Genomic DNA, 17,895 nt, shown 5'->3' with positions numbered 1-17,895 from the left:
TGGTTTTATATGGAAATTAAACCTTCTAATCTTAGACATAGGGTAAGATGGTAAGACTTATTCTTAAAATATATTATAACATAAATTCGGGAGATTCTGAAGAGTAAGAATATTATTTTAAGATGTAAGTCTAAACCTGCCTAATTAGAGCTTTTCTTCTTCATCTAAAGGGCAGCATTCCTATTATGTTATTCCACGTAACTGGAGGGAGAAATTTGCTTGATAAACTTAGAAGGTTATTTAAAAATCAGAGGCAGAATGAGATTGATGAAAAATATATTTCAGTTTCAGAAAATGAGATAAACGAAGAGCTGCAAAGAAAAATAGGTGAATTAGAAAGGATAGCAGAAGATTTAAGTAAAGTTCTTCAAAGAAAATATTCAAGTATATTCGAAAGCCAAGGAAAGCAGAATCTAAGAATATGGATTTGTAGAGATGTTGATGGTGATGAAATTGACGACCTAACTTCTGAGAAGTGTCTTGAAAAAGAGTATCGATCTCAAATAGCAATAAATTACGACGGTCCGAAATTTGATGATGATTTTTATGCTGCTATTGAGTTATGGTATTACTTTGGCGGGTACTTCAAAGGTTCTGGAACTTTATATGACCTATCTAAAAATGACCTTGAAAAAGATATTGAAGAAACTTTAAAGACATTACTTAGATAATACTCTAAATTCTTGTTTAACAATCGGGGGCTTATCTGGAAAGAGATACCTCTTTTTTATATAATTGTTGATTGTGATTGTGTTCTTGTTTTGAAATAATTGAAGGAATAAAGGCATCTTATCTAGATAGGAGACTAACTCGTGAAAAACCTACCAATTTTTTTCAGTGTACTTTCTTTAAGTTTAGGTGTTTTTATATGGTTTTTAATATTAGCTATTATTAAATTGGAAATCATTGCAGTAATCATTCTCATTCAGATTGTAATTTCATTCATAGGATTCTTTCGAAAAAGCGAAAACAAAATATTCATTGCCATCGGCATTATGTTGAGTATTTCCCCGGTTGCAACTTATATCTATTTTAATATTGTTTATTGAGTTACTTATTCCGTTAAAGGGGGCGATTACTTAACAAAGTGTCGTCTTTTCTTATTGAATTAAAGGGCAGTTTAACTGAGTAAGCGGATTCTGAAGTTCTTCTGCATAAGGGCCATTTTGTTGAAGAAGGGATATTTCCTATTTTTAACGAATACAGAATTAAAATAAACTTATCAAAAGTGGTGAGATAGATAGGGAAAAAAATTCATTTCTTTTTGGACTGTAAAACGGAAAAACATATTATTAACAGACTTCAAAGCGCCGGTTGTGTTTTCGCAGAAGATGAGACCCGGTTAATTATCTCAGAGGCACGGACTCCAGTGGACCTCAATAAAATGGTGGAAATGCGAGCCAACGGTTTACCTCTTGAATACGTTGTTGGATGCACAGAGTTCTGTGGTCTGCGGATAGAAGTGGATCAGGGCGTTTTCGTTCCACGCAAACGTACCGAGTTTCTTGTTCACCAGGCAGAATTCCTGTCATGTTCTGGTGATATCGTTGTTGACCTATGTTGTGGGTCAGGTGCTGTGGGTGTAGCACTGGCCGCAGCTTTGGGACGGGTTATGTTGTACTCTGTTGATATTGACCCTGTCGCAGTACGATGTGCTGAACGCAACGTAACGATTTTCGATGGTCACGTTTTTGAAGGTGACCTGTATAAGGCCTTACCCGACTCACTTAAAGGCCATGTGAACATCCTAGTTGCAAATGTACCTTACGTTCCCACCAAGGCAATCAAACTACTTCCCCAGGAGGCTCGCCTATATGAACCGATGGTGGCGCTTGACGGAGGAGAGGATGGACTTGACATTCAGCGAAGAGTAGCAGAAGAAGCATTACTTTGGCTAGCACCGGGAGGACATCTTTTGATAGAAACGAGCGAAATGCAGACACCCCAAACGATTGAAATCTTTGATAGTGTTGGGCTGACTACGAAAGTGATCAGAGACGAGGAACTGGATGCTACTGTCGTTATCGGATCAAATTTTAGCTATCAAGGTAAAGAAGCAGTTAGTTCTAATCACAAATAAAATGATAATTTCTTGGCACTGTACTAATAACCAAAATTTCCTTATTCCAGAATAGGGCGCAAATGTGGAAGAACCTTTGATTTAAACGACTTTATTGTTATTTTTTAAGATTTATAAAACTTTTTTACTTTAACCCCGTCCTACTCAGAACGGGGTTATGAGTGGTGGTTTTAAAATTAAATAACTTTATTGCCACTAAACTGTTTCGGTATTAAACGTACCGATAACAACGGTCTTTATGGATAGCGCTATATCCCATATGTTCCTTTTTCATTTGTTGAAGACACGCATAATCCATTAGATTCCACACCCACGATTTTGTATTAACGATTCTACTTAAAGATGACTTTCCAAGTCAAAGATCACCAACAATGTTTATGATATTCCTTTCCGTATCAACAAATGATGCAAAAACCATACCGATTTCAGGTATCTCAGTTCTTTCCTTTACAATTTTACCTCCTGATTTCTTAATTTTTTCCACCATATGATTTATGTCATCAACTCTTATCACGAGTCTCGGGTATTGCATTTCTTCGTTGCGCTCAGCAATTTCTCCATTAATAGCACCCCATATTGCTTTGTTTGTGTACACTTCTTCTTGGCTCCAGCCAAAAGCCTGGTGATAAAAGTTCCATGCTCGCTCCATATCATCCGCGGGTAGTTGAAACCAGGTTACCTTGTTTACAGGTATAATATTCTGAACAGATCTGCCACTAGAGATCTTCCGATTGGCGTACCTGTTCCTGTAAAGAGATATGAAGGTAAGACAATATATGTCTGAATTGAAGCTGTAGCCGGTTACCTTTCAGCAAGTAAGCAGCGGTCTGCTGAAAATCAGCAAGATTGGCTGAAATTTTGGGATACAGATACTAGAGCTTATTATGTTCATGGAAAAGACAACATCCCATTTCATTCCATCATTTGGCCTGGAATCTTAATGGGACTTGACGATTGAAACTCCCGGATCGCTTGATCTCAAGCGAATACTTGACGATTGAAAATAAAAAGTTATAAACGAATGGAAACTGGGCCGTTTGGGTTCTGGATATACTTAAGGATTATCATCCGGACTCCATTCGTTATTTAAAAACTGATTTACAAAATCTTAACATTGGATTAATGTGGGGTTTATATTGGTTGATTATGATTAAACCGTAATAAACAGTAATAAACATTAAAAATCCCACAATAAATGGAGGTACTTTTTATGAATTACACATTCAAGAAGAATTGTTACAAGTCTATTCAAGCTGTGGTGTTAGGAGTGAGTGTACTAGGATTAGCTGCTTGTGGAGCCACTGAAGAGGATGCTGCTCCAGTTGTTAAGAATCCAAGTTCGTTAACCCTGAAAGAAATTGAAACAAAGGCAAAAGAAGAGGGAACTATTAATAGTGTCGGTATGCCTGATTCATGGGCTAACTGGGGAGAAACGTGGAATGAAGTGATGAAAAAATATACATTGGAACACAATGATACAGATTTATCCAGTGCCGAAGAGATTGCCAAAATGGAATCTGAAGGAGAGAATGCAACAGCTGATATCGGCGATGTAGGGATTTCCTTTGGACCAATCGCGGAACAAAAAGAATTAACGATGCCATATAAAACTTCCTATTGGGACGAGGTACCTGACTGGGCAAAAGATGACAACGGAGATTGGGTTGTTGGCTACCAAGGAACGATTGCATTCTTTACTAATAAAGAATTAGTGGATAACCCGCCAAAGTCTTGGGATGACATATTAAAAGGAGATTACAAAGTAACAGTTGGAGATGTTCAGCGTGGTACACAGAACCAAATGGCCGTTCTTGCTGCCGCTATCGCTTACGGCGGTGATGAAACAAATCTCCAACCAGGAATTGACTTTTTTACTAAGCTTGCCAAGCAAGGCCGCCTTAGCTTAACTGATGCGAAGCCTGCTAACATCGAAAAAGGGGAAGTGGAAGTTGCCCTTGTTTGGGATTTCAATGCCCTTGGTTACGCTGACCAAATCAACCGTGATCAATTTGATGTATCGATTCCAAGCGAAGGTTCAGTCGTCAGCGGCTATGCAACGATTATTAACAAATATGCAAAGCATCCGCATGCAGCGATGGCAACTAGAGAATATATCTTAAGCGATGAAGGACAAATTAACTTAGCTAAAGGGTTTGCGCGTCCAATTCGCGATGTAGAACTTCCGAAAGAAGTAGCTGAAAAAATGGTTCCAGAAGAACAGTACAAAAAAGCAAAACCAATTGAAGATTACAAAGCTTGGGAAGAAACGGCTAAAAATTTACCGCAGATTTGGCAGGAAGAGGTGTTAGTCCATGTCAAATAAAGTAATAGCAATTGTTGTTGATGGTATGAGATATGACAAAGCATGTGAGGCTCTTGGATTTATTCAACATCTAGTTGAAACAAATCAGGCAGCACTTTACAAAGTAAAGTCAGAACTCCCAAGTCTTTCCCGTCCATTATATGAAGTGTTACTAACGGGTACACCGGCATCAGTGAACGGAATTACGTCCAATCAAGCTGTTCGCTTATCTGCTGAGAAAAGTCTCTTCCATCTTACGAAAGAAAACGGCTTAAGAAACGGAACGGTATCGTATTACTGGGTAAGCGAACTTTATAATCGCGCGCCATTCCATTTTATTGAAGATCGTGAGCAAGAGGATGAATCTCAGCCGATTCAATATGGAAAATTTTATTGGGATGATGACTATCCAGACAGTCATGTGTTAATGGATGCAGAAGCCTTGCGCAGAAAGTATGACCCGCACTTTTTATATATCCATCCGCTCGGTGTAGATGTAAAAGGAGAAATTTTCGGTTCAGAATCGAAAGAATATCGTGAACAAATCTTAAAAATGGGAAGCTTGCTGGCACAGCTGTTGCCAATTTGGATCAAAGAAGGTTACCACATTTTAATTACATCTGATCATGGCATGAGTGAAACGGGCAACCATGGCGGCATAACTGATGGTGAGCGTGATGTACCGCTCTTTATCATCAGTCCAAAAGTTGAGCCTGGCGTTTACAGTGAAGTAGTTCCGCAATTAGCTTTTGCACCGCTCGTTTGTGAACTTTTAAATATTGAGCCGTCCAATAAAATGATTTCATATCAATTGCCAGGTCTGAAAGGGAAAATAACCCTTTAAAAAAGATACACTATTCAACTTTAAAATGAAGAATGAAGGTTAACTGGAATTGGTTTAATGAACGTACTGTTAAACCAATTCCCAAATTGTTAGAGAACAAAAGGGAGCGAGAAGTCTTGCCAAAAATAAAAAAACAAAAAATTTACTTATTAGCTCTTTTACTGCCATTTATTTTGTTTGTGATTGGATTTGAAATAGGACCATTAGTGGCAATGATTAAAAATAGTTTTTATGCAGACGATGGAATTCAAGTTACGATTAATCAATACATTACCATATTTAAAAGTAAATTTTACTTGCAAGCCATTCAAAATAGCCTTGTCATTTCCTTATTTTCTGCTGTGACTTCTGTGATTATAGCAGTCATTGCTGCCTATTCGTTTACGAAGTTCTCACAAAAAATACAAAATCGTTTACTGATGATTGCCAACATGACTTCGAACTTTGAGGGGATTCCCCTTTCATTTTCATATATTATTTTACTTGGAAACAATGGATTGTTTACGCTGCTTTTTTCTATGATTGGTTGGGATGTGTTTGCAGATTTTAATTTATATTCATGGACGGGCCTCATTCTTGTTTATATTTATTTTCAAATTCCACTTGCTGTTATGCTCATCTACCCGTCTTATCAAGGAATTAAGAAACAATGGAAAGAAGCCTCTTCATTATTAGGAGGGTCAACATTTTCATTTTGGCTTCACATTGGGATTCCAGTTCTTTTACCTAGTATTGTAGGTACATTCAGTATTTTGTTTGCTAATGCGATGGGAGCTTACGCTACAGCCTATGCATTAGTCGGCAGCAACTATAACTTATTGTCATTGCAAATTGCTTCTCTAGTTGCTAGTGACGTTGCATTAAAGCCTCAGCTAGGCAGTGCGATGGGAGTGCTTCTTGCAGCGACCATGATAGGGGCGATGTGGTTCAATGAACGAATGATGCGTCGCATTAGGAGGGATTTACGATGAAATCTTCATTGACTTTTCATAGAGTGCTGGTTGGATTACTAATTATTTATTTATTAATTCCGCTAGTAGGAACATTTTTATTCTCGATTGCCGGTAAATGGGATCATACCATTTTGCCTGAGAGTTATACAATGAAATGGTATATTGAATTATTTCAAGACGAACGGTTTTATGATGCTTTTCAACGAACGCTGTTTTTAATTGTCATGTCTGTCGGTCTTAGTGTTGTTATTATGATTCCGACTATTTTTATCATCACAGTATATTTCGCTAAATGGGAAGGATTGCTACAAGCAGCAGCTATGCTTCCTTATGGAATTCCTCCTATTGTTGGAGCTGTTGGATTAATCAAGGTATATTCAGATGGACCAATTCAAATTGCCGGAACACCTTGGATTTTAATTGGTGCTTATTTCATAACCATTCTGCCATTTATGTATCAAGGTATTCGTAACAGTCTTCGTACGGTTAATGCTGTGCAGCTTGTTGATGCAGCTGAATTACTAGGTGCTACAAAATTTCAGGCGTTTCGCACAGTGGTGTTTCCCAATATTATATCTGGGATTTTAGTGTCTACCTTATTATCAGTCGCTCTTTTATTTAGTGAGTTTGCTTTTGCCAATTTGCTTGTCGGGGGCCGATTTGAAACCCTTCAAATTTATCTTGCTGACAAACTAAACAGCAGTGGTCACTTAACAAGTGCAATTGTTATTACTTATTATACAGTGATTTTACTTTTAACGGGGACTGTATTAAAACTTACATTTAGAAACAAAAAAAATCCTGTCGGGACAAATAAGAAGCGAATTCTTTCATTTTTAAAAAAACAACACCGTCATAAAAATACTGCTTTAGAAGGTGAAAAATAATGAGCTATGTAACCATCGATCAAGTGACTAAGGGGTATGAAAATCAAGTCGTTTTAAATGACATTTCTATAACATTAATAAAAGGAGAATTTGCTACACTTCTTGGGCAAAGCGGATGCGGAAAAAGTACATTATTACGTTCCATTGCGGGGCTTGAAGGCGTTGATGCAGGAAGAATCTTAATTGATGGAAAAGATATTACTAATCTATCACCACGTCAGCGTGAAGTCGGTATGGTGTTTCAGTCTTATGCACTTTTCCCAAATATGAGCGTTTTTGATAATATTGCTTACGGCCTTAAAATGAAGAAGGTAAAAGATATTAAATCAAGAGTAAAAAAGATGATAGAGATGGTTGATTTAATAGGAAAAGAAGAGTCTTATCCTCATCAATTATCTGGCGGGCAACAGCAGAGGGTTGCTCTTGCACGTGCGCTTGTCATGGAGCCGAAAGTACTGCTTTTGGATGAGCCGTTAAGCGCATTGGATGCTAAAATTAGAAAAAGTTTGCAAAAAGAATTAAAGAGAATACAGAAAGAATTAGATATTACAACTATTTTTGTTACTCATGATCAGGAAGAAGCAATGACGATGTCTGATCGAATTTTTGTCATGAATAAAGGACAAGTTGTACAATCCGGTTCTCCATCAGAAATTTATACTTCTCCAGTCAATACATTTGTTGCAAAATTTATCGGAAATTATAATGTTTTTAATATGGAAGTTTTCCGTAAACTTGTTCGCAGCACAGAACTAAAAGGGAATGAAGTCGCCATTCGTCCTGAAGTTTTACAATTAGTTTCTGTTGGTGAAGGTAACTTGGATTTACAAGAGAACTGGGGAATTAGAGGGTTTATAAAAGAGGTTTCCATGACAGGGAATGTTTTAAGATATGAAGTAGAAACAGAGGAGTCCGCTTTCCATGTAGACTATCTTCACCACCGAGGAAAAATGTTTGAGCAAGGAGCACGCGTTCATATTCTTGTACCGAAGAAAGAATGCATTATTTTATAAATTATTAGATGGCGGAGGAAGAAATATGTCTGTTTTGCCAGAAGAAAGAAAGAATGAAATTTTAAAAGAACTGAACAAAATGGGAAAAGTAAAAGTTGTGGAATTAGTTGATCAATTTAATGTTTCAGAGGAAACGATTCGACGCGATTTGATGATATTAGAGGAAAAAGGACTTTTAAAGAGGGTTTACGGTGGAGCGATTAAAATAGTCTTTGAATTTGAGGAGCCTCCATTCACACAGCGTACAACGGTGAATCAAGAAGCGAAAGTCAAGGTTGGGAAAAAAGCAGTAGAACTCATTTCTAACGGAGATGTGATTGCCATTGATGTAGGAACAACCATGCTTGAATTTGCGCAGTGTATTGAAAATAAAAAAGACATTACGATTTTAACCAATTCTCTTCCTGTGTCATCTGTGTTGACCGAATCGCTCAATCAAAATAAGTTTACAGGACAAATTCTATTACTAGGTGGACAAATTGATCCAAAGCAGCAATCTATATGCGGGGGTCTCACTGAACAAATGTTAAATCAATTTAATATTGATAAAGCGTTCATTTCAGCTGGCGGTGTTTCTATTCAAAATGGGATTAGTAACTATCATTTACGTGAAACATTAGTTTCACGCAAGATGGTCGATGTATCAAAGCAAGTTATATTGCTAACGGATTTCTCTAAATTTGGTGTCGACACATTTTCTAAAGTTTGTCCTCTAGAAAAAGTCGATGTGATTGTCTGCGAGCAGCCATTTCCTGAGGAATGGAGAAATCATTCAAAATTAGAGGAAATCAATTGGATTCAAGCGTAGTCAATCCATAAAAGGACATATCGAGACGGAAGAGGGAGTTCTCTCTCTTTTTTGATTAGATTTTTATTGATAGCAGGTAAAAAGCTAGAAAGAAAATTTAATAGATTGAATGAGAAAAGGAGCTATATAGCATGAGTTTTATTGCGATAGATTTAGACGGAACATTATTAAACGACCAGAATGAAATTAGTGAAGAAAATATAAAGGCGATTCAATATGCCCAAGATAGAGGCTTTGAAGTAGTTATTTCAACAGGACGGGCTTATTTTGACGTTCAAACAATTTGTGAAAAAGCAGGGATTTCCCCATTTGTAATCGGGACAAATGGCGCGACCATTCATTCAAAAAGCGGAAAGTGCATTTCTTCTATTACAATAACTAAAGATTGTGTCGAATCTATTCTTCAATGGTTAGATGAACGGAATTATTATTATGAAGTGTTTACTGATAAAGCCATTTATACTCTTAAAAAGGGAAGAGAACATTTCCATAATGAGATTAAAAGTTTGAAAAGCGCAGATTTGAATACAGATATGAAAGAATTAGTTGAAGTAGCGGAAAGGCAATTTGACCAGTTTGGATATGTTTTAGTTGAAAACTATCATGATATCTTAAAACAGGAGGAAGAATTCTATAACATTTTAGCATGTTCTTTTGATAAAAAGAAATTAGGGGAAGCATGGAACCAATTCAAAAAGTTTGATGAGTTGATGGTTGTTTCATCTGCTGATCATAACATTGAAATGACTAGTAAAAGAGCTTCAAAAGGAATGGCCCTTGAAAAATTGGCTTTCATGATGAATGGCTCCTTAGAACAGGCTATGGCAATCGGGGACAGCAACAATGATTTATCCATGTTCCAGAAAGTTGGATACAGCGTAGCGATGGGAAATGCGAAAGATGTCATAAAAGCTGTTTGTACAACGACAACCCTTAAAAATGATGAGAATGGGGTAGCTTATGCGATTTATCGATATATGGAGAACTTCGTGGTTCAAAAATAAGTGTCATTTATTGCAGGGGCGGCAGGTATTAAAATGACTTCTGGACATTAAGATCAGGGTTTTAAATGTCAATAAGCAGAGACAGAAAAAAGGTACGATCCCTAAGGAGGAGGAGAGAGATGAAAACTATTCAAGATTGGATAAAAGAATATCCTTTAATAAACGAGTTAGTTGCTACAAAGGAAGTATTTTGGTCCAATCCTAAATATGAAGCATTTCAAACTCGATTAAAAAAACTTCCGCTTAATGAGAAAGATGTAAAGGATACCGAGGAAAGGTTAAAGCGTTTTGCTCCTTACATTGCTAAAGTTTTTCCTGAAACAAGAAAACTAAACGGAATCATTGAATCTCCTATTGTACCCATCCCGGCGATGCATCAACAGTTATCACACTTATATGAGCATCCATTAGAAGGAACATTTTTATTAAAATGTGACAGCCACCTTCCCATTTCAGGTTCCATTAAAGCACGCGGCGGCATTTACGAAGTGTTGAAGCACGCAGAAACGTTAGCACTTAAACATGGTTTATTGACGGTAAATGATGATTATTCCATCCTTGATAGTGAAAAATTCAGAAACTTCTTTTCACAATATTCAATTGCAGTAGGGTCTACAGGCAATCTAGGGTTAAGTATAGGTATCATGAGTGCCAAATTAGGTTTTAAAGTAACGGTCCATATGTCTGCTGATGCAAAGAAATGGAAAAAAGATCTTCTTAAAAGCAAAGGAGTAACGGTTATCGAATATAAGGAAGATTACAGCAAAGCCGTAGAAGAGGGCCGAAAGCAGGCGCATAGCGAACCGAATTGTTACTTTATTGATGACGAAAGCTCTCGTGATTTATTTTTAGGCTATGCGGTGGCAGCAAATCGACTAAAAAAACAATTAGAAGATTTAAATGTAACTGTAGATGAAAACCATCCACTATTTGTTTACCTTCCATGCGGAGTAGGCGGTGGGCCGGGAGGAGTGGCTTTTGGTTTAAAACTAATGTATCAACATCGAGTACATTGCTTCTTTGCTGAGCCTACACATTCTCCATGTATGTTACTTGGACTAGTAACAGGGCTGCATGATAAAGTTTCTGTACAAGATTTTGGAATTGACAACATCACATCAGCAGACGGTCTTGCGGTCGGAAGGCCATCAGGATTCGTGGGTCAAACCATGGAGTCTTTATTAAGCGGAAGTTATACGGTAAGTGATGATGAATTATTTAAACTATTAAGCTCATTGGTCGATACAGAAAACATTCACCTGGAGCCTTCCGCATTAGCCGGTGTAATAGGGCCGGTTAAGTTATGGACTGAGAAAGAAGGAAAAGAATACATACAAAATCATAACTTAACAGATAAAATGAAAAATGCTACACATCTCATATGGGCTACCGGTGGAAGTATGGTTCCTAAAGAAACGATGAACGAATATTATAAAAAAGGAGCAACGTTATCACTTTAAATGTTTTAGATCTGATTTGAATTGTATTCCTAAACAAGGGAAGTTTAAGTGACTAAAAATATTAAGCAGATTAAAGATAACTTCAGTACCCAGCTGGAGTTTTTCTTTATGATTTCCAATAAAGAGATGTTATGTAAAGAAGCCTTCTGGAATGCTTTCCGAAGGCTTCATTTCCAAACAAGTTTTTCACGTTTAAAGTTAAAAACTAACTGTAATATTCTCTTTATGCAAAAAATATTTGGAATTAACTTGCTATTCCTAATTGCGGGTGGTGATAGCTTCGCTAATACTACCCGAAGACGGGGAGTTACTCTTTACAAAAGAAAAGATATATCGTAATTCTTAGGAAGATCTTTAAATTGGCAGACGTTCTTGCATGTTTAACTTAAATGTCCCATAGGGTTTATAAGGGCATAGATTAATGGTGTTAAGGCTCTGAAATCCTCAGGAGCAAAGGAAAGGTGTAAATACTCAGATTATTTTTCTTTAAAAAGCTCTTCCAAAAACCGATTGCGATTCTCCAAAAAATACTTTGTAATCTGATAATGATCCGTCTCCGTATAATCGATTTCAGCTATGCGTTCCGAATCAAAGCTTAATATATTTGCCCCGGGAAATCCCAGCAGGATAGGAGAATGTGTGGCTATAATAAATTGCGTGTCACCGTCTTTTGTTAAGTCATGAATGATGCGAAGCAGGATCAGCTGTCTTGATGGAGAAAGAGCGGCCTCTGGCTCATCCAATAAATAAACAGCTCTCTTGCCGAATCGATTGAGAAAGAGGGATAAAAAAGATTCACCATGTGATTGATGATGAAGCGATTTACCGCCATACGGGCCAAAAACGTCACCTGACAATGGCTCTTCATTCAATTCCTCCAGATAGGATGCAAACTGATAAAAGGACTCAGCTCTTAGGAAAAAGCCATTTTTAACTTTAGGCATCCAGGCAAGCTTGATATACTTTCCTAAATCAGATTGAGAACTTCTAGTTTCATAAAGATGATGGCTGCCGCCAGCGGTATTAAACCCGCACTGATAGGCAATGGCTTCCATTAATGTCGATTTGCCGGATCCATTTTCACCAACAAAAAAAGTAACAGGGCTTTTAATTTTAAGTTCATCCAAATGTGAAATAGCAGGAATGGAAAAAGGATACGTTTCAAACGAAGGAATCTCTTCTTTATTTAATTTGATTAATTTTAAAAACATGTTTATCACCTGCTCTTAGTTTAGCAGGAACGCCGGATGAAAGTCATTGGCTAAACGGAAATTTTGTAGAATGGATGACAGCACAAATGAATGTAATCTGCTGTTCTATCTGCAATGATTACTTTATCGTAATCCATGGAAGCAACGTGATAGGAGTTAGTTAGACTGATGATTTTTTTCATAGATGATGAGACGTTTTCAAAAAGGGTATCGGAGCTGTCCGGAGGGACGACATGGTCTTCTTCGGATTTAAAAACGAGCAATGGACATGAGACTTCTGAAAGCTTTGGTTTTACAGATTTTATAAGATTAAGGAGATTATGAACGGCTGTAATTGGAACAGCTGAGTAAGTAATTTCTTCGATTCCTTCTGCTTTTATATCCGGTTTTCCTTCTGCGATGAACCTTGGTTCTGTCAGATCTTCGAAAGACTCATATCCTGGCACGCTTAATGCAGCATTAATCGTAATCACACCGCTGATTTCTTTGTATTTGCCAGCTAAATGCACAGCTAGGATACCGCCCATAGATTGACCTGCAATAAATACTTTCCGGCAGATTTTTTTCAGCTTTAAATAAGCCTGTTCAATGTCTTTGATCCAATCCAGATAACAGCAGGCTTCAAGCTCGTGAGCATCTGTACCGTGACCTTTTAACCGCGGGGCAAGGACGGTGAAGCCAATATCAGCAAGCAGTTTTCCCAGTGCTCCTACACTTTGAGGTGTGCCGACAAATCCATGGCAAAGCAGAATGCCAATCTCATTTCCTTTATAAAAAAAGCTTTCAGCACCTGGCAATACAGAGTAAATCGTTTCAGCCATTTTTGATTCCTCCAATTCATCAAATCATAAAAGAAAAACCCTCTCTTTCATTGGCTATAAAGAGAGGGTTTTTCTCTATCAACCAAAGCACAGCAGCTTTGCTGGTGGGAGCACCTTTCCGTTTGCCGGTGGTTGCTGTGAAGTCGCGGAGCCAGATCTCTCGTTCACTCTTGATAATTTATTTAATTCTTATTGGTTTAGTTGGTTTTAACGATCTTATCATGAGCAGCTTTTAGCTGTCAATAAATTTTGAGGTTGCGAAAGCAGAGAATCAGCGATTTGAGCACCCCAATTTGGCGTTTTGGGGTCATGAAATCGGAGAGACAGCATTTTGAGTACCCCAATTTGGCGTTTTGGGGTCGTGAAATCGTAGAGCCAGCATTTTGAGTACCCCAATTTGGCGTTTTGGGGTCGTGAAATCGTAGAGCCAGCATTTTGAGCACCCCAATTTGGCGTTTTGGGGTCGTGAAATCGTAGAGCCAGCGATTTGAGCACCCCAATTTGGCGTTTTGGGGTCGAGAAATCGGAGAGAGAGCATTTTGAGTACCCCAATTTGGCGTTTTGGGGTCATGAAATCGTAGAGCCAGCATTTTGAGTACCCCAATTTGGCGTTTTGGGGTCATGAAATCGTAGAGCCAGCATTTTGAGTACCCCAATTTGGCGTTTTGGGGTCGAGAAATCGTAGAGCCAGCATTTTGAGTACCCCAATTTGGCGTTTTGGGGTCGTGAAAGCGGGGAGCCAGCGATTTAAGTACCCCAATTTGGCGTTTTGGGGTCGTGAAATCGTAGAGCCAGCATTTTGAGTACCCCAATTTGGCGTTTGGGTCGAGAAATCGTAGAGCCAGCGATTTGAGTACCCCAATTTGGCGTTTTGGGGTCGTGAAATCGGAGAGAGAGCATTTTGAGTACCCCAATTTGGCGTTTTGGGGTCGTGAAATCGTAGAGCCAGCATATTGAGTACCCCAATTTGGCGTTTTGGGGTCGTGAAAGCGGGGAGCCAGCGATTTAAGTACCCCAATTTGGCGTTTTGGGGTCGTGAAATCGGAGAGGCAGCGATTTAAGTACCCCAATTTGGCGTTTTGGGGTCGTGAAATCGTAGAGCCAGCATATTGAGTACCCCAATTTGGCGTTTTGGGGTCGTGAAATCGGAGAGGCAGCAATTTAAGTACCCCAATTTGGCGTTTTGGGGTCGTGAAATCGTAGAGCCAGCATATTGAGTACCCCAATTTGGCGTTTTGGGGTCATGAAATCGTAGAGCCAGCATATTGAGTACCCCAATTTGGCGTTTTGGGGTCGAGAAATCGTAGAGCCAGCATATTGAGTACCCCAATTTGGCGTTTTGGGGTCGTGAAATCGTAGAGCCAGCGATTTAAGTACCCCAATTTGGCGTTTTGGGGTCATGAAATCGTAGAGCCAGCATTTTGAGTACCCCAAATTGGCGTTTTGGGGTCGTGAAAGCGGGGAGACAGCGATTTAAGTACCCCAATTTGGCGTTTTGGGGTCATGAAATCGTAGATCCAGCATTTTGAGTACCCCAATTTGGCGTTTTGGGGTCGTGAAATCGGAGAGAGAGCATTTTGAGTACCCCAAATTGGCGTTTTGGGGTCGCGAAATCGTAGAGCCAGCATTTTAAGTACCCCAATTTGGCGTTTTGGGGTCGTGAAATCGTAGAGCCAGCATTTTGAGCACCCAAATTTGGCGTTTTGGGGTCGTGAAATCGTAGAGCCAGCATTTTAAGTACCCCAATTTGGCGTTTTGGGGTCGTGAAATCGTAGAGCCAGCATTTTGAGTACCCCCAATTTGGCGTTTTGGGGTCGTGAAACCGGAAAACCAGCGATTTGAGTACTCCATTCACGCGCTTTTTTAAGGGGGATGAAATCGCCCTGAAGCATTTGTCTTCACAAAAGACAATAACAGGAGTAAAATACTTATATTCCAATTAGACAGGTGGGATTTAAGTGAATACCATTCCTAAACCTCTTGTGTTAACGAATCAATGGTTTATTGTTTTATCCGTAGCATGCACCTGGATAACAGGATCCGGCTGGATTCTTCTTATACCTCTAATAGCAGGATTAATGGGGCTTCTTTTTAAATTTAATCCCATTATGAAGACAGCAAAGCTCTTTTTAAGAAAAAAGCCTTCGGAGTACATTCCCGAGGATTTCGAACAGCAGCAGTTCAATCAGATGATTGCAGTTATCTGTCTTAGTCTTGGTTTTCTTGGTTATATGATGAACTGGATGACTCTGGGGTATATCTTTACCGCTATGGTCGCGCTTGCTGCATTCGTTGCTATATTAGGCTTTTGTGCTGGCTGCTTTATTCGTTTTCAGTGGCAGCAATACCGATACCGCAGACATTCTAAGCAGTCATAATTTTTCAAAAAAGTGTTGACTTTATGAAAATGCCAGCGTAAAGTAGGACTCACATCGAAAATATGAAACTTCTTATCACGAGAGGTGGAGGGATTTGGCCCTTTGAAACCTCGGCAGCAGACTCAATCATGAGAACTGTGCCAACTCCAACAAGCGTGATTTCGCTTGAGAGATAAGAAGAGTGAACGGTCTTTTACCTATGATCATACCCTCTTCTTGGCTTTCAGGAAGAGGTTTTTTGTTTTCAAAAAATAAATAGATTTCTTATCCAGAGAAGCGGAGGGACTGGCCTGATGATGCTTCGGCAGCGGACTTTTTATAAAGTACTGTGCCAATTCCAGCAGGCGAAAAGCCTGGGAGATAAGAAGAGACCTAGTGATTCTTTATGAATTCATGCCCTCTTCTTGTCGGATAGAAGAGGGTTTTTTTTATTTTCAAAATCGCGGGAGGAATACATATGATCCAATTTGAAGGTGTCACAAAGGTTTATAACAGCGGCGGAAATGAAGTGAGAGCACTTGACGGCATTGATCTTCATGTGAAGCAGGGGGAGATTTGCGGTGTGATCGGATTCAGCGGAGCCGGTAAAAGCACACTGATCCGCACAGTTAATTTATTAGAGCGTCCAAGCTCAGGAAAAATCATTGTTGATAATCTCGATTTAACGACTCTTTCCCAAAAGGAAGTAAGAAAGGTTAAGCGCAAAATCGGCATGGTCTTTCAGCATTTCAATCTGCTGAATTCCAAAACGGTCTTTGCCAATGTTGCGATGCCGCTCCTTCTTGCAAAAGCCTCTCAAAAAGAAATCAAAGAAAGAGTAACGGAATTATTGTCGTTTGTAGGATTAGAGGACAAAGCAAATCAATATCCAGACCAACTATCAGGAGGTCAAAAACAGCGTGTCGGCATTGCCAGAGCACTTGCTACACAGCCTTCCATTCTATTGTGTGATGAAGCAACATCTGCACTTGATCCGCAAACAACCGGTTCTATTCTGAAGCTTTTGAAAAAAATCAATCAGGAATACAACATTACGATTTTAATGATCACCCATGAGATGTCAGTTATCAGGGAGGTTTGCGATAGGGTTGCTGTAATTGAGGGCGGAAAAATTATCGAGTCAGGCTCAGTTTTTGATGTTTTCTCAAATCCTCAAACAAAAACAGCTTCGAACTTTGTCAGCTCTGTTCTGAATGATTCCATCCCTGAGTCTGTGCTGAAATTAGTGCAGGATGAGAATGCACAGGGACAGATTTTCAAAATTAACTTTGTCGGCAAATCTTCGGGACAGCCGCTGCTTTCTCAGATTGCTAAACGGTTTGATCTTGATATCAATGTTTTATTTGGAAACATCACAGAGCTTCAGGGCATCCCGTTTGGACATTTGATTGTCGAACTGCAGGGAGCGGAAAGCGAAATTAAGCGGGCGTTATTAGTAATGAATCAGAAAAATGTCACAGTGAAAGAGGTAGAAGTACATGCTAGTTAATTCACAGCAAATTATTGATGCACTGATCGAAACACTTGCGATGACCGGTTTTTCATTGCTTTTCTCAACCTTGATCGGACTGCCGCTTGGTGTGCTGCTGGTCATTACAAGAAAAGGGCACCTATGGGAAAATGCCATTATTTTTAATATCTTAAACGGTGTCGTCAATATCTTCCGTTCTGTACCCTTCATCATATTAATGGTCGCGATTGTTCCGCTAACCAGATTAATTGCAGGAACATCAATTGGGACTGCAGCTGCTGTAGTACCGCTTGTCTTTTATGCAGGTCCATATATTGCGAGATTGATTGAGAACTCATTATTAGAAGTGGACCCAGGGGTCATAGAGGCAGCAGAAGCTATGGGAGCAACACCAACGCAAATCATCTTTAAATTCATCGTACCGGAAGCATTAAGCTCGCTTGTATTAAGTCTTACAATCGCAACGGTTGGTCTTGTCGGTGCATCAGCGATGGCTGGAGCTGTCGGCGGCGGCGGCCTCGGGGATCTCGCCATTACATATGGCTATCAGCGCTTTGATACAGTTGTCATGATTATTACCGTTACAATCCTTGTTATACTCGTTCAGGGACTTCAATCATCCGGAAACTTATTATCTAAAAAAATCAGAAGACGATAGGGAGA

General features: G+C 39.0%; 17 protein-coding genes, 1 pseudogene and 3 riboswitches. Of the genes and pseudogenes, 15 read left to right on the top strand and 3 right to left on the bottom strand.

All coding sequences use genetic code 11. The annotated features are described in order from the left end of the window. The first annotated feature begins 215 nt into the window (after nucleotides 1-215). The 3 genes from LIT25_23430 (at nucleotide 216) to LIT25_23420 (ending at nucleotide 2,080) form a co-directional block, all read left to right on the top strand. Nucleotides 216-671: a hypothetical protein gene (locus LIT25_23430; protein ID USK33428.1), complete on the top strand. Its 456-nt coding sequence runs from the start codon at nucleotides 216-218 to the stop codon at nucleotides 669-671. 141 nt (nucleotides 672-812) lie between these two features. Further along, nucleotides 813-1,049 carry a hypothetical protein gene (locus LIT25_23425; protein ID USK33427.1) on the top strand — a complete coding sequence of 79 codons (237 nt, stop codon included), beginning with the start codon at nucleotides 813-815 and terminating at the stop codon, nucleotides 1,047-1,049. 215 nt (nucleotides 1,050-1,264) lie between these two features. Next, the gene (locus tag LIT25_23420; GenBank protein ID USK33426.1) at nucleotides 1,265-2,080 is read left to right on the top strand and encodes a putative protein N(5)-glutamine methyltransferase; all 816 of its coding nucleotides are present in this window, start codon (nucleotides 1,265-1,267) and stop codon (nucleotides 2,078-2,080) included. Between the two features lie 355 nt (nucleotides 2,081-2,435). Here LIT25_23420 and LIT25_23415 read toward each other — a convergent pair whose 3' ends face one another. Next, the gene (locus LIT25_23415; GenBank protein USK33425.1) at nucleotides 2,436-2,729 is read right to left on the bottom strand and encodes a hypothetical protein; all 294 of its coding nucleotides are present in this window, start codon (nucleotides 2,727-2,729) and stop codon (nucleotides 2,436-2,438) included. 48 nt (nucleotides 2,730-2,777) lie between these two features. Here LIT25_23415 and LIT25_23410 point away from each other — a divergent pair. The 9 genes and pseudogenes from LIT25_23410 to LIT25_23370 all read left to right on the top strand — a co-directional run bounded on the left by LIT25_23410 (nucleotide 2,778) and on the right by LIT25_23370 (nucleotide 11,351). After that, a pseudogene (locus tag LIT25_23410) lies at nucleotides 2,778-3,166 on the top strand (class I tRNA ligase family protein). A 124-nt stretch (nucleotides 3,167-3,290) separates the two neighbouring features. Further along, nucleotides 3,291-4,403 carry an extracellular solute-binding protein gene (locus LIT25_23405; GenBank protein ID USK33424.1) on the top strand — a complete coding sequence of 371 codons (1,113 nt, stop codon included), beginning with the start codon at nucleotides 3,291-3,293 and terminating at the stop codon, nucleotides 4,401-4,403. After that, nucleotides 4,393-5,226: an alkaline phosphatase family protein gene (locus tag LIT25_23400; protein USK33423.1), complete on the top strand. Its 834-nt coding sequence runs from the start codon at nucleotides 4,393-4,395 to the stop codon at nucleotides 5,224-5,226. Before LIT25_23405 ends, LIT25_23400 begins: the two co-directional genes overlap by 11 nt. 116 nt (nucleotides 5,227-5,342) lie before the next feature. Next, nucleotides 5,343-6,197 carry an ABC transporter permease subunit gene (locus LIT25_23395; protein USK33422.1) on the top strand — a complete coding sequence of 285 codons (855 nt, stop codon included), beginning with the start codon at nucleotides 5,343-5,345 and terminating at the stop codon, nucleotides 6,195-6,197. After that, nucleotides 6,194-7,066 carry an ABC transporter permease subunit gene (locus LIT25_23390; protein ID USK33421.1) on the top strand — a complete coding sequence of 291 codons (873 nt, stop codon included), beginning with the start codon at nucleotides 6,194-6,196 and terminating at the stop codon, nucleotides 7,064-7,066. The genes LIT25_23395 and LIT25_23390 overlap by 4 nt, the downstream gene beginning before the upstream one ends. Beyond that, a complete protein-coding gene (locus tag LIT25_23385; protein ID USK33420.1) occupies nucleotides 7,066-8,079 on the top strand; it encodes an ABC transporter ATP-binding protein in 1,014 nt (337 codons plus the stop codon). Before LIT25_23390 ends, LIT25_23385 begins: the two co-directional genes overlap by 1 nt. 25 nt (nucleotides 8,080-8,104) lie before the next feature. Next, entirely contained in the window at nucleotides 8,105-8,887 is a 783-nt protein-coding gene (locus LIT25_23380) for a DeoR/GlpR family DNA-binding transcription regulator (GenBank protein USK33419.1), read from the top strand. A gap of 131 nt (nucleotides 8,888-9,018) precedes the next feature. Continuing rightward, nucleotides 9,019-9,891, top strand: coding sequence for a Cof-type HAD-IIB family hydrolase (locus tag LIT25_23375; protein USK33418.1), 873 nt, complete (start codon nucleotides 9,019-9,021; stop codon nucleotides 9,889-9,891). A 119-nt stretch (nucleotides 9,892-10,010) separates the two neighbouring features. Then, complete coding sequence (locus LIT25_23370) at nucleotides 10,011-11,351, top strand: D-serine ammonia-lyase (protein ID USK33417.1); 1,341 nt, start codon at nucleotides 10,011-10,013, stop codon at nucleotides 11,349-11,351. 476 nt (nucleotides 11,352-11,827) lie between these two features. On the opposite strand, the gene LIT25_23365 is transcribed toward LIT25_23370, so the two are convergent. Together LIT25_23365 and LIT25_23360 are read right to left on the bottom strand one after the other, a co-directional pair. After that, on the bottom strand, nucleotides 11,828-12,562 hold the full coding sequence (locus LIT25_23365; GenBank protein ID USK33416.1) for an AAA family ATPase: 735 nt from the start codon (nucleotides 12,560-12,562) through the stop codon (nucleotides 11,828-11,830). A gap of 50 nt (nucleotides 12,563-12,612) precedes the next feature. Continuing rightward, entirely contained in the window at nucleotides 12,613-13,383 is a 771-nt protein-coding gene (locus LIT25_23360) for an alpha/beta fold hydrolase (protein USK33415.1), read from the bottom strand. A gap of 72 nt (nucleotides 13,384-13,455) precedes the next feature. Then, nucleotides 13,456-13,563, bottom strand: a riboswitch (SAM riboswitch). Nucleotides 13,564-15,341: 1,778 nt separating this feature from the next. On the opposite strand from LIT25_23360, the gene LIT25_23355 reads away from it, so the two are divergent. From LIT25_23355 to LIT25_23345, 3 genes are all read left to right on the top strand, one after another. Further along, nucleotides 15,342-15,761 (top strand): DUF4395 domain-containing protein, encoded by a 420-nt coding sequence (locus tag LIT25_23355; GenBank protein USK33414.1) that lies wholly within the window; start codon nucleotides 15,342-15,344, stop codon nucleotides 15,759-15,761. A gap of 69 nt (nucleotides 15,762-15,830) precedes the next feature. After that, nucleotides 15,831-15,940, top strand: a riboswitch (SAM riboswitch). 82 nt (nucleotides 15,941-16,022) lie between these two features. Beyond that, nucleotides 16,023-16,128: riboswitch (SAM riboswitch) on the top strand. Between the two features lie 90 nt (nucleotides 16,129-16,218). Beyond that, the gene (locus LIT25_23350; GenBank protein USK33413.1) at nucleotides 16,219-17,250 is read left to right on the top strand and encodes a methionine ABC transporter ATP-binding protein; all 1,032 of its coding nucleotides are present in this window, start codon (nucleotides 16,219-16,221) and stop codon (nucleotides 17,248-17,250) included. After that, on the top strand, nucleotides 17,240-17,890 hold the full coding sequence (locus LIT25_23345) for an ABC transporter permease (protein USK33412.1): 651 nt from the start codon (nucleotides 17,240-17,242) through the stop codon (nucleotides 17,888-17,890). Before LIT25_23350 ends, LIT25_23345 begins: the two co-directional genes overlap by 11 nt. Nucleotides 17,891-17,895: the final 5 nt, after the last annotated feature.

The sequence above is a fragment of the Bacillus sp. F19 genome, assembly GCA_023823795.1.
Lineage (GTDB): Bacteria > Bacillota > Bacilli > Bacillales > Bacillaceae > Bacillus_P.
This window is presented reverse-complemented; position numbering and strand designations above follow the sequence as displayed.